Below are 13496 nucleotides of genomic sequence, written 5' to 3' on the forward strand. Positions count from 1 at the left end.
TAGCTTAATAGAGCTTTGACTAGGAAGATTGAGCTTTCGTGCATGGGGATAGAGCGCGATTGGCTGAAGATAGAGCGCGAAATGAAATTATAGAGCGCGAGCGACCAATAATCGAGCGCGAAATGAAATTATAGAGCGCGAGCGACCAATAATCGAGCGCGAAACAAAATTATAGAGCGCGAGTAGCCAAAGATAGAGCGCCTGACCTTGAAGAAGATTACTAGAACAGTAGAATGGGCAGTTTTCAAACTAAAACTGGGCCCTTCGTTCACTAAAAGTCTGTAAATCTGACAAAAAATGAAGATTTTTATAGAAAACGGGCTATTTCTCGAGATATTTAAACAAAAATTTCGTGCTTGTAAGCGTTATTGCGCTGTCTCAAGATTTATAGCGTTGTCACAGACAATGATTGCGCTCTCACGAAAATTATAGTGTCGTCACGGGCGATGATTGCGCTCTCACAGAAATTATAGCGTCGTCACGGGCAATGATTGCGCCATGGCTCCCAGGATTGCGCCCTCTCATAAATCATTGCGCTTTCACTCCGGATTGCGCCATCAAAACATACGAGGCTGTCCGAGGTGGACAGCCTCGTATAAATTTTCTCAATCCAACTCAAAAGCTCCAGTATACAGCTGATAATACTTCCCTTTCTCCGCAATCAATTTCTCATGGTTGCCGCGTTCGATAATACGGCCTTGATCGAGCACCATAATATCATCGGAGTTGCGTACTGTAGACAGTCGGTGAGCGATGACGAAGACGGTTCTTCCCTTCATTAGCGCATCCATGCCATGCTGCACAATTGCTTCGGTGCGCGTATCAATGGATGAAGTTGCTTCGTCAAGGATCATCACCGGAGGGTCAGCGACTGCCGCGCGGGCAATTGAAATAAGCTGGCGTTGACCTTGCGATAAGCCGCTTCCATCCCCTGACAAAACAGTATTATAGCCGTCAGGAAGCATGCGGATAAATCCATCGGCATTGACTAGCTTAGCCGCTGCGATACAGTCTTCGTCACTTGCCTTCAAATTGCCGTAACGCAAGTTCTCCATGACTGTGCCGGTGAACAAATTGACATCCTGCAAAACCATGCCAAGCGAGCGTCGTAAATCCGCTTTTTTAATCTTATTGATATTAATGCCGTCATAACGGATTTTTCCGTCGGCGATATCGTAAAATCGATTGATTAAGTTAGTAATTGTCGTTTTTCCGGCACCCGTCGCACCGACAAAGGCGATTTTTTCTCCCGGTTCGGCATTAAGCGAAATGTTACGGAGAACGATTTTATTTTCCTCATAACCGAAGTCAACATCGTCAAACACGACATTGCCTTCCACCTTCGTATATGTCACCGTTCCGTCGCTATGCGGATACTTCCATGCCCATATGCCGGTATGACTTGGCGCCTCTGTCAGTTTGCCATTTTCATATTTCGCATCAACAAGCGTCACATAGCCTTCATCTGCTTCCTGCTGTTCAGACAAAAATTGAAAAATTCGTTCGGCTCCGGCCATTGCCATTGCAATCGCATTTACTTGCTGCGACATTTGCGAAATCGGTTGCACGAAATTACGGGACAATTGCAGGAATGATGCAATCATACCGAGCGTCAGCACATTAATGCTGAACAGACTGACATTCGTCACTTCCATAATCGCCAGTGTGCCTCCAAGGATCGCAATGAATACGTACAGCATGTATCCAAATGAATTCATTACCGGCATTAAAATGTTGGCATACGCATTGGCTTTTGTCGCATTTGTGCACAGCTCATCATTTTTCTTATCAAAATCAGCTTTCACGTCTTCTTCATGACAAAACACTTTGACGACCTTCTGACCATTGACCATTTCTTCAATATAGCCGTTTACATCACCGAGTGATTTTTGCTGTTTAACGAAAAAGCTGCCTGATTTGCCGCCGATATATTTCGTTACTCTCAAAACAATAAATAAAAACACGACAACAAATAGTGTCAACCAAATGCTCAAGTACATCATCCCGCAAAAAACCGCAATAACAGTAATCAGCGAAGAAAACATTTGTGGAATACTTTGTGAAAGCATTTGCCGCAATGTGTCAGTATCATTTGTATAGTAACTCATCACATCACCATGCGTGTGCGAATCGAAATATTTTATCGGCAGTTTTTGCATGTGTGCAAACATTTGGTCGCGGATTGTTTTTAAAATACTTTGCGAAACAACCGCCATTGTTCTGTTAAAAAATAATGCTGACAGTACTCCGACGAAATAAATGCATGCCATTATCATAATGACTTCAAGCAGGCCGGTAAAAACCGGATTTGCATCAATAAGTAGCGGCTGAATGTAATCATCAATTAATCTTTGTATGAACAAGGATGAAGAGACATTGGCGACTGCACTTAAGACAATACAGATACAAACGAAGATTACCTGTGCTTTATACGGCTTCATATATTGCAGCAGTTGCTTAATCGTATCCCGGTTCATTTCCCCCTTGGCCGGAGGGCCCGTTTTCCCTGAATGACTCACAGGACTACTCATGCTATCACCCTCCTTTTACTTGTGACTGATATACTTCCTGATAAATCGCGCAACTTTCAAGCAGTTCATCATGTGTGCCGACCGCGTTGATTTTCCCGTCATCGAGAACAATAATTTGGTCTGCTTCCTGAACAGAGGAAACACGCTGGGCAATGATGATTTTTGTCGTTTCGGGAATCACTTCCCTGAATGCCCGACGAATATTCGCTTCTGTTCTCGTGTCAACCGCACTTGTCGAATCATCCAAAATTAAAATTTTCGGCTTTTTCAGCAAGGCGCGGGCAATACATAATCTTTGCTTTTGACCACCGGAAACGTTGGAACCGCCTTGCTCAATGTAAGTATTATATTTATCAGGGAACGTTTCGATAAATTCATCGGCACAAGCAAGCTTACATACATGTTTTAATTCTTCATCTGTAGCTGCTGCGTCTCCCCAGCGTAAATTTTCTTTAATTGTGCCGGAAAACAGTACGTTCTTTTGCAGCACCATTGCGACTTCATTTCGAAGCGTATGCAAATCATAATCGCGGACATCAACGCCACCGACTTGCACACTGCCGCTCTTAACGTCATATAGACGAGGAATCAGTTGTACTAACGTTGATTTCGATGAACCCGTCCCTCCAAGAATGCCGACTGTCTGCCCTGATTGAATCTTCAAGTTAACGTTGTCGAGACACAGTTTGCCCGCATTTTTCGAATAAGAAAAATCAACATTTTTAAATTCGATGGAGCCGTCTGCCACTTTATGTACCGGATTTTCACCGTCCGTTATATCACTTTTTTTATCTAAGATTTCAACAATTCGCTCAGCGCTTGCTCTTGAGATTGTGATCATCACGAAGATCATCGAAAGAACCATTAAGCTCATTAAAATTTGCATTGTATATGTAAATAAGCTCATCAGCTCTCCGGTCGATAGCCCTAATGTGGCATCATTTCCGCTTGCGACAATCGCTCTCGCTCCGAACCAAGAAATAAGCAATAACGTCGAATAAACGCACGTCTGCATGAGAGGCGCGTTGAAAGCGAGTATTTTTTCAGCAGTAGAAAAATCTTTATAAATGCTTTCCGAAACTTCCCCGAACTTTTTATTTTCATATTCTTCACGAATGAACGATTTGACAACGCGAATACCACGGACATCTTCCTGCACGACATTGTTTAATTTGTCATATGTCCGAAAAACTCGGCGAAACAAAGGATGTGCCTTTCTTATAATTAAAAAAAGCCCAATCGCCAAAAACGGAATGACCCCAAGGAAAATCGTCGATAATCCGGCATCAATGCGGTATGACGCAAAAAATGCGAAAAATAGCATCATCGGTGCCCGAATCGCAGCCCTTACAATCATTTGATAAGCATTTTGTACGTTAGTCACATCGGTTGTCAGCCGTGTCACAATACTCGCTGTCGAAAATTTATCGATATTCGAGAACGAAAAATTTTGCACATTGTAAAACATATCTTGCCGTAAATTGCGCGCTAAACCTGCACTCGCTGCCGCAGCATATTTTCCAGCAAAATAGCCGAACATGATGGTGAATAACGCTGCGACAAACAGCCCTGTTCCCATTTTCAGTATGTAAGGCATATCTCCCTTGTCGATTCCGTAGTCAATTAGCTTTGCCATCAAAAGTGGAATCATAACTTCCAAGATGACCTCGCAAATGACAAACAGCGGTGACAAGATCGAAGCCTTTTTAAATTGTCGAATACTGGCGGCTAATTTCTTTATCATAGCAAACCTCCTATCCAGGTCACCCTCGTAAACTATTACACTTCTAGTTCATTTACCCTTTTTTATTTATTTCAAAAACATCGGAACAGTCCAGGCTATTAAAAACAACTTGCATGAACTCGTTTATATATGGATTTAGTATTTTATTTGAGTAACGAACTTAATAAATCATTATAAAAAAAGAATTTTAAGAAAACCGATATTATATTTTGATAATTTTTTGACAAAGCTACGAAATTCACTGTAAGGAGCACTCTATTTGTGCCATTGCTCCTCCACTATTTCATAGGACTAAAAGGCATCTGGTTTGAAATTACGATTAATAGCGTTGCATTAATCACACTTACTTTCCTGCGTTTTGAAATGACAGCAAACATTTATTGCCGAGGCTGAAATCGCATGTTTTGCTTGGTGTTTTTTTGTCAGCAACAACGGGTATAGTTCATTACGCCATCATTTTGGCAAGTTTATTATTTGAGGAGGAAATCATCATGAAACCACTAGACAGTTATTCCGTACATATGTATCAAAAAATGTTGCCTGTTGTTGCAAAAATTGCTTATAAAGATCTGCATTTAAGCACTCACGATATTAGTGATGAGGATTTGAAAAACATCACGACTCAAATTTGTGAAGGTCCTCTAGAAAACAACATTCACTTCTGGGGCTATCTATCCGTCGTTAACCAAATGCAGAACAATGCAGACTGGCCTGATATTACCGAAAACATTAAAGAGATTATCGAAACCTATTCGAGCGTGAGAGTTTCTTGAGTTCAAAAAGCTGCTGATTCGCAGCTTTTTTGTATATTTTTTTGTGTATTCTTTTTTGTATTCTTTGGTATTGCTTTGCTCACAGAGAGCTGTTACATGGGCTCCTTTTGAAACAATGGACAGCTTACTTGTGGATCGGTGGAAATCTCATTTAGAAACAATCCAATAACCGTTTTCATTACTCTTTTTTATTTGTGTTGAATTGTTTATTTTTTTTATAAAGTTTGGCGTAGAAAAAGGAATAAGTGTAATTCTGAAAATTTTGAGTCTTTTTCGCTAGTTTATTAGAGTACGAATAACCAGTCTTTAATTGCTGGGTTAATGCCCGCAAGTTGAACTTAATAAAGGCGCTGTCAAGCGGGCGAGAGCGCTATCGTGCTTCTGATGGCGCTATCACGGAAGCGAGCGCTCTATTCTAAAATTCACCGCGCAATCATTGCGTGCGATGACGCTATCTTTTCTCTCACCGCGCTATCTTTACCGGCGACGACGCTATAATTTTTCTGACGGCGCTATTATCTTTTTCACCGCGCAATCCTCACTGCCACGACGCTATTTTTTCTCTTAAACTACATAATCCAGCTAAAATTGAGCTGCTCTTTTTGTATAATCCCTCAAATTGGCTGGATTATCGTTAAATCTCGGACTTTTCTTTCAGATTATCTGTATTTTAGTGAATGAAAAGCTATTTTCAGGTTTCATTTACTGCTCATAAATCGACTCCTCACCCGAAAACAAAAAAGAGTCAACCCCCAACAAAAGCAGAGAGATCGACCCTTTTATCATCATCTATCGTTTCCAAACTGAGCTGCCGCTTTGGCTGACGTTTGATGTCACGCCTAGTTCGTCCAGCCATTTTTTTACTTCTCGATGTACATGAATAACATCCATGCTTAAGACAGACAAGCCTTTCGTAATATTTGCACCTGGGCATAGATTGGCAATGGTGCTTAAGCTAGTGCCGAAGCCGCTGCCGCTACTTGTACAAAATGGGATAATCGTTTTATCGGAAAAATTGTATTCCTACAAGAATGAGCACACGGCTTTTGGCATTGTCCCCCACCAATTCGGAAATCCCAGAAATATAACATCATAACCTTCCATGTTTCGCACATGAGTCAAAAGCTTTGAATCGGCCGTCTCAAATAAGTCTCCGCCTTCGTTCGACTCAATTTGATCCGCAATAGCTTTTGTTTTTCCAGTACATGATAAATAGACAATCAAGACATTTGTTTCGGAATTTATTTTCCATTCATCATCTTGATTAAGTTAATGCTCATTTTTGATCATTAAACTTTAAGCTGTCATTAAGTCAACGTTATTTAAGAAGATTTCGAATATTTTTCACGAAAAATCCACCCAATATATTACAATAGCATTTTCACTGGAACACATAACTCGCAATATCCGTTCGTAACCATCTCTTCTTTATATCGCTCTATTATCGGCCGGTCCGCTATTTGATAACCGATAGCATTTAATGCAGGAAAAATCTCTGCCCATGCCCTTTGAATATCTTGTGAAGTATGCTTCACTTTACAAACTGCATATTCACCTCCGGCAAGCTCGGCCTCGCAAAAGGAATCATCTGCTGCAAAATTATAAGGAATGACCACGCACGCATCATATCTGCAATTCTCCGGCGCGGTTGTCTCAGGGTTATCTAATGCTATCCCAAGAATGACACCATCGGCCATTAGTTGTTTTTCCCGTGCCCATTTTTTAATTTTCTCCATCGCTTGAACATTCCCCTCTCCGTACGGACCGACTTGGCGCACATAAGCAATTCGGCATTTTGGCATTTTTTCGACTCGCATATTCATCGTTTTCCTCCTCCTCAGTAGTTATATACCATTAAAAAGAGCGATTCAAAAGTCTCATTGACCTTCGAATCGCTCTCATACTTTTTTTATAGTTTAATAACCGCTTCTTTATTATATTTGCGTTCTTTCGCATATTCTGCTGTTGCCGTGAACAGTACGTCAGAAGATGAATTCAGTGCTGTTTCACAAGAGTCTTGCAGAACACCGATGATGAAACCGACTGCCACGACTTGCATTGCGATATCATCGGAAATCCCGAACAAGCTGCACGCAAGCGGAATCAGCAATAGTGAACCGCCCGGAACGCCTGATGCACCAGCCGCTGATACAGCAGCTAGTACAACAAGAATTAGCGCTGTCGGTATATCAACGTCAATTCCAAGTGTATGAACTGTTGCAAGCGATAATACCGAAATCGTTACAGCAGCGCCGGCCATGTTGATTGTCGCACCAAGCGGAACTGATACAGAGTACGTATCCTTGTCCAATCCCAGTTTTTCGCACAATGTCATATTAACCGGAATGTTGGCAGCTGAGCTTCTTGTGAAAAATGCCGTAATGCCGCTTTCTCTTAATACTTTAAATACAAGCGGATACGGATTTTTTCGAGTATAGATGAATACAATCAGCGGATTCATCACCAATGCTACAAAGAACATGCTTCCAAGCAACACTAGCAGCAGCTTTCCGTAAACTAGCAGTGAAGAAAGACCAGTTGTCACAATCGCATCAAAAATCAGACCCATAATACCTAGCGGAGCTAATTTGATTACCCATTTTACGATGACTGATACAGCATCCGAAAAGTTTTCGATAACAGTTTTCGTTGTATCAGAAGCTTTTCTTAATACAATCCCAAGCAAGATGGCCCAAGTTAAAATACCTAAATAATTCGCATTAATAAGTGCATTTACAGGGTTGTCGACTACATTGAACAATATCGTTTCAAGTACTTGCGCAATTCCGCTCGGCGGCGCCACATCCTCAGCACCCGTTGTAAGCGACAGTGTAACCGGAAATAGGAAACTGGCTATAACTCCTACTAAACCGGCAAGAACCGTACCGATTGCATATAAACCTATAATGGATTTCATATTCGTTTTGTGACCGCTTCTATGCTTAGAAATTGCATGCAGCACAATCGCAAAAACTAAAATTGGCGCAACGGCTTTTAACGCACTGACAAATAAAGATCCGAATATCGGCACCCACCTAGCCGCATCGGGGATCGTTAAAGCTAAAATAATGCCAATAATCATGCCGATTAAAATCTGCTTGACCAAACTGATGCGGTCCCATTTTAATAATAAACTTTTCATAATACCCCTCCGTCATACCCAATAAGCACACTCATAAAATACAAATGTATCTCTGGAATGGACTTTTGATGTTATTGACTATTTTATCATGAAAAATAAGAATTATGAAATAATTTTTATTTTTAAATAATATTTTTTTATTAGTAGAATAGTAGAACTAAAAAAGTACCTCACCTTTTATAAAAAATAAGGTTTTTTTTCGAACCGCAGGGGAATAGATTAACGACTAAATCTAGCGTAATTGAGGAGATCGATATGGATAAGGTATTGTTATATAGACGCAAAGATGATGAATTGACGGTTTACATTTACGGCTATTTAAAACAGAGCCAACTCGAAGTGATGGTTGCTTTCATCGAAAAAAAATGGAATGATGAGATTCACGAATACTATTACTTACTGACAGAAGAAGAAACAACTGAGCTTCATGATATGCTGAAAGAAGAAATGCAGTCCGATGAACCTCTTCTAGATCTTGTTCAGGAAATGTTCAAAGGTCCCGAATGCGAGAAAAGATTTATCGAATTTCTAGTCGAGCATAACATCCATTATACATATTACGCTTATTAATCTATAAAAATTGAGCGGCCAAAATCATTGACCGCTCTCTTTATTTAACGTTGCTTTATTCCTGCTTTGCATATGATACATCTTCCATCAATTATCCTGCTTTAAAAAGCGAGCAATTTTTTCATAAATATATTGCAAGTCGTCATCCGCATTCATCATACCGAACAAATTGAAGAATCCATGAATTAGACCAGATGCTCTAAAAAGCTCGACCTCGACACCTGCTTGATGCAGCTTAGCGATATATTGTTCCCCTTCATCACGAAGCGGATCATATTCAGCAGTGATCAGCAACGTTCTCGGAAAGCCGCTGACGTCTTCCACTAACAGCGGAGAAGCGTACTTGTGCTCCGCATCAGCTGGATTTTGAAGGTAAAGCTGACCGTAAAGGCTCATCGTCTGTTCGGTGAGGAAATATCCTTGTCCATTTGCCTTATAAGAAGGATAGAGTTGCTGTTTCACCCCTTTTCGCATATCGGTTGCCGGATAAAGCATAATGAGATTGGAAATTTTCGGCCCTCCATTTTCTTTCGACATAAGTGCGACAGCCGCTGCCAAATTGCCACCGGCGCTGTCCCCACCTACTGTCAGCTTCTTCGCATCTCCATTCCATTTCTTAGCATTTTCACTAATCCAACTTGTCGCATAATACGCATCATTCGGTGCAGCGGGAAACGGATGCTCAGGCGCCAACCGGTAATCAACGGCAATCACAAGTTGACTGGTTTCTCTACAGATGATTCGGCAAATCGTATCATGCGTGTCAAGATTTCCGTATACAAAGCCGCCCCCATGAAAATAAACGAATACCGGAAAAGGCGCACTCCCCTCAGGCGTGTATATGCGAATCGGCAAATCCCCTTCGTCTCTTTTTATTGCAGTAGTTTCTACAAAAGCGACAGATGGTGATGATTGACTCAATAATGCAATATTGCGGCTGCGAATTGCTTCAATATCAGGATTCTCTAAAGGTGGAAAGTTCTTTAAAAAATAATCTAATTTTGGGTGTAGCGGCATAGTTTCATTTTCTCCCTTCACTGATCATAGTAGAGTATATGCACTGAATGAGCATAAAAATGTTTAGCGCTTACAAAGACTTTTGTTAGTAAAAGTAACGCAGGGATTTACCGGAAAAAACAGCCACTTTTTTAGGATATGAAGAAAGTATCGTGAACCATCCGATTAAAAAGGTCCTGGTACGGAAACTAGCATGATTGGAACAACTTCAATGAAAAAATCCGATAAATTGCTGGCTTTTCATTCAATTTCTTTATTTTTCACCTTGAGAGTCGGATATATAGTTTGAGAGCTGTACTGCAATCGTTTCTTCATAAAGCACAGGAACCAGCAGAAATCGAAACGGTCTCCCTATAAAATCCCGGAAATCTGTTGGCAGCCTGGCTTTCCACACCTCCAAAACCACCCATCAAAAAAAGACCCTGAAATCTCAGAGTCTAATCTTGATCCTCGCTATAAAACCGAAACTCATGGTTGCGGTGATATGTTTCGCATAGTTTATTCAGAAAATCGCGGTCTATTGACCGGATGTTTTCTCTTGTGAATCGGAAGTTCCAGTTGTGGAGCGCTTCTCCCGGAATATTGGTGCGCGTGTCAGCGCCAAATCCGCAGAAGTCCTGAAGTGGCGCAATTACGATATTAGCGACGGATTGATACAGTGTCCGCAAAAATGATTGACAGACAGGAGAATGCGGACCGCCCTCTCCCCAATGGCTGATCGGGATGTTGCAATAATTGATGGCGCGTTCACGCTCACCTTGAGATGCTTCCCATATCCAACCGAGTGTCGTGTTGTTATCATGCGTGCCTGTGTAGGCAACTGTATGATGAACATAATTATGCGGCAAATGCATCGTATTCGACCCGTCAAAAGCGAATTGCATCACTCTCATGCCGGGATAGCCACTTTTCGCCATAAACTTGAAAAAGTTCTCATCGACCGTACCTAGATCTTCTGCAATAATCGGAGCCGGACCATACTTTTGCTCATATAATTCGAACAATTTAAGTCCGGGACCTGTTTCCCAGTAACCTTTCTTGGCATTGGGCTCATCAGCCGGAATGTACCAATACTTCTCAAAGCCACGGAAATGATCAATCCGCATCGCATCATTATAATTCAAATGAAAAGCAATGCGATCAATCCACCAACCGTAACCGTCCTCTTCCATTCGGCTCCAATCATAGAGCGGATTGCCCCAGCACTGTCCATCCTCTGAAAAATAATCGGGTGGTGTCCCGGCAATGCCGATTGGTTCGAGATCGTCATCAAGCAAAAATATTTCCGGATTGGCCCATACATCGCAGCTGTCTTGAGACACGTAAATCGGTAAATCACCGACTAAACCAATGCCTTTATCCTCGCAATATTCCTTTAAAAGCGTCCATTCCCGATAAAATTCATATTGCAAAAAGCAGTAATATGAATAGATGTCATCACTTTTTAAGGCCTGAATTTGCGGCTCGGTCAAAAGTGACTTGCTTTTCACTTCCAGTTCCTTTTCCTTGCATGTCATAAACAGCGCATAATCTTCAAGCCAATAGGCATTTTCTTCCTGAAACTGATTGATTTCTGCTCGAATTTCAGGCGTTATGCGGCTGAATGCTCGTTTCCACAAAGCGGGACGGTGAGCATCAAGCCATTCATAATCGACTTTATGAAGCGCCTTCACATAACGCGCTGATGCTAATTCATCTTCCGTAATTAACCCTTGTTCGAAAAGTGCTTCCGGGTCAATATAATTGGGATCGCCGGCAAAGGCGGAAACTCCCGAATATGGAGAGTTCCCTGCCCCGGCATGAACAGTCGGCAACACTTGCCATACATGAAGTCCTGCGGAAACCAGAAAATCGGCAAATGCTTTTGCTTCCTTACCTAAAACGCCAATGCCGTAATCTCCCGGCAATGAGAATATTGGCAATAAAGCGCCGGCTGTTCGTTCAAATCGCTTAGATGCAGATATCATTTTCACTCAACTTCCCTATGAGAGACTTACTTTCCTGCACTAATTGTTCTTTTTTGTTTGTAGCTTCCGGTTTAGATTCAGCTTTAACCATAATATATAGTTTCAGTTTTGGTTCAGTTCCTGATGGACGAACAATAACAGATGATCCGTCTTCTAATTCATAGAACAATACATCTGCATTTGGAAGACCGGTCACAGTCTCTTCACCTGTTTTCACATCCGCTACTTTGCCTGATTGATAGTCCCCTACTTTCGCGATTTCAATACCTGCAAATGCAGTCGGCGGAGTGTTGCGTAGGCTTCTCATAATACCCTTCATTGTTTCAAGACCGTTTAAGCCTCCAATCGTGATCGATACGCATTGTTCTTGGAAGAAGCCGTATTTAGTATATAAAACGTTTAACGCTTCATATAAAGTCATGCCTTTTAATTGATAGTAGCAAGCCATTTCCGCAATCAGCATAGAAGCGACAATCGCATCTTTATCACGTGCGTAAGTACCCGCTAAATAGCCGTTGCTTTCCTCAAAACCGAATAGGAAGCTATATTCATTTGTTGTTTCAAATTCTTTAATTTTTTCACCGATGAATTTGAATCCGGTCAAAACATCCATTAAATGTACACCGTTTTGCTCGGCAATGCTTTTCGCCATGTTTGTTGAAACAATACTTTTAATTACAACAGCATTGTCTTTCAATGTACCGTTCGCTTTGCGGCTTTGGATTAAATAATCAAGCAGCAATACGCCGATTTGGTTACCTGTTAATGGCACATAATCACCGCTGCAGTCTCGTACTGCAATACCAACGCGGTCAGCATCCGGGTCTGTACCAACGATCAAATCAATGTTTTCTTTTTGTGCCAGTTCTATAGCCAGGCGTAGGGCATCTTTTTCCTCTGGGTTAGGAGATTTTGTAGTCGGGAAATTGCCGTCCGGCTGCATTTGCTCTTCAACAGTCAACAAATGCTTGATACCTAAACGTTTCATCACTTCCGGAACTAAACGATAGCCCGTTCCATGAATTGGCGTATAAATCATTCTAACTTTGTCAGCTGCTTGTGCAACATATTGTTTGCCGACAGATTCACCAAGAACTTTCTCGATATATTTTTCATCAAAGTCTTTGCCGACAATTGTTACAAGCTTTTTGTTTAAAGCTTCTTCGCGTGAACATGTTTTTACGTCATCAAAAATGTCGATCTCGCTCAAACGGTCAGAAATTTGTTTCGCATGTTGAGGCGGTAACTGCGCGCCGTCTTCCCAATATACTTTATAGCCGTTGTACTCTTTCGGATTGTGGCTCGCTGTAATATTGATGCCGGCAATTGCGCCGAATTCTCTGATGGCAAAAGAAAGCTCTGGAGTAGGTCTCAGTTCATCGAATAAATAAACAGAAATGCCGTTAGCGCTCAATGTGCATGCAGCTTCCCAAGCAAATTCTTGAGAATTAATACGGCTATCATAAGCGATACAAACCCCTTTTCTTGCTGCTTCTTCACCATTTGCCAAAATTAGATCGCTCAAGCCTTGAGTTGCGTAACGAACTGTGTACACGTTCATTTTATGCAGTCCGGCACCCATTGTTCCACGTAATCCCGCAGTACCGAAATCAAGCATAGAAGAGAATCTGCCTTCGATTTCCGCTTCATTTCCGGCTAAAGTCAATAGCTCCTGTTTTGTTTCTGCATCCACAACTTCACTATTCATCCATTTTTCAAACATTTCTTTATAAAGCTTCATAGCTATTACTC

Annotated in this window: 9 protein-coding genes and 1 pseudogene; 2 read left to right on the plus strand and 8 right to left on the minus strand. The window is 41.4% G+C overall.

The annotated features are described in order from the left end of the window. Positions 1–605: 605 nt before the first annotated feature. Both IEO70_RS11125 and IEO70_RS11130 read right to left on the minus strand, forming a co-directional pair. Positions 606–2531, minus strand: coding sequence for an ABC transporter ATP-binding protein (locus IEO70_RS11125; RefSeq protein WP_190998452.1), 1926 nt, complete (start codon positions 2529–2531; stop codon positions 606–608). Positions 2532–2535: 4 nt separating this feature from the next. Then, the gene (locus IEO70_RS11130; protein ID WP_190998453.1) at positions 2536–4275 is read right to left on the minus strand and encodes an ABC transporter ATP-binding protein; all 1740 of its coding nucleotides are present in this window, start codon (positions 4273–4275) and stop codon (positions 2536–2538) included. Positions 4276–4766: 491 nt separating this feature from the next. Between IEO70_RS11130 and IEO70_RS11135 the strand changes: the two genes are divergently transcribed. Continuing rightward, positions 4767–5048, plus strand: coding sequence for a hypothetical protein (locus IEO70_RS11135; protein ID WP_190998454.1), 282 nt, complete (start codon positions 4767–4769; stop codon positions 5046–5048). Between the two features lie 789 nt (positions 5049–5837). Here the strand turns inward: IEO70_RS11135 and IEO70_RS20450 are convergent. The 3 genes and pseudogenes from IEO70_RS20450 to sstT all read right to left on the minus strand — a co-directional run bounded on the left by IEO70_RS20450 (position 5838) and on the right by sstT (position 8190). Further along, a pseudogene (locus IEO70_RS20450) lies at positions 5838–6161 on the minus strand (flavodoxin). Positions 6162–6415: 254 nt separating this feature from the next. Further along, positions 6416–6871 carry an AraC family transcriptional regulator gene (locus IEO70_RS11140; RefSeq protein WP_190998455.1) on the minus strand — a complete coding sequence of 152 codons (456 nt, stop codon included), beginning with the start codon at positions 6869–6871 and terminating at the stop codon, positions 6416–6418. Positions 6872–6957: 86 nt separating this feature from the next. After that, entirely contained in the window at positions 6958–8190 is a 1233-nt protein-coding gene (sstT, locus tag IEO70_RS11145) for a serine/threonine transporter SstT (protein ID WP_190998456.1), read from the minus strand. Between the two features lie 255 nt (positions 8191–8445). Here sstT and IEO70_RS11150 point away from each other — a divergent pair, with 255 nt between their 5' ends. Beyond that, positions 8446–8760 carry a hypothetical protein gene (locus tag IEO70_RS11150; protein ID WP_190998457.1) on the plus strand — a complete coding sequence of 105 codons (315 nt, stop codon included), beginning with the start codon at positions 8446–8448 and terminating at the stop codon, positions 8758–8760. 87 nt (positions 8761–8847) lie between these two features. Here IEO70_RS11150 and IEO70_RS11155 read toward each other — a convergent pair whose 3' ends face one another. The 3 genes from IEO70_RS11155 to IEO70_RS11165 all read right to left on the minus strand — a co-directional run bounded on the left by IEO70_RS11155 (position 8848) and on the right by IEO70_RS11165 (position 13485). Continuing rightward, positions 8848–9777, minus strand: coding sequence for an alpha/beta hydrolase (locus IEO70_RS11155; protein WP_190998458.1), 930 nt, complete (start codon positions 9775–9777; stop codon positions 8848–8850). Positions 9778–10214: 437 nt separating this feature from the next. After that, positions 10215–11744, minus strand: coding sequence for a 4-alpha-glucanotransferase (gene malQ, locus IEO70_RS11160; protein ID WP_235973591.1), 1530 nt, complete (start codon positions 11742–11744; stop codon positions 10215–10217). Further along, the gene (locus IEO70_RS11165) at positions 11728–13485 is read right to left on the minus strand and encodes a phospho-sugar mutase (protein ID WP_206711563.1); all 1758 of its coding nucleotides are present in this window, start codon (positions 13483–13485) and stop codon (positions 11728–11730) included. Before IEO70_RS11165 ends, malQ begins: the two co-directional genes overlap by 17 nt. Positions 13486–13496 lie beyond the last annotated feature (11 nt).

The organism is Peribacillus faecalis, assembly GCF_014712675.1.
Lineage (GTDB): Bacteria > Bacillota > Bacilli > Bacillales > DSM-1321 > Bacillus_AD > Bacillus_AD faecalis.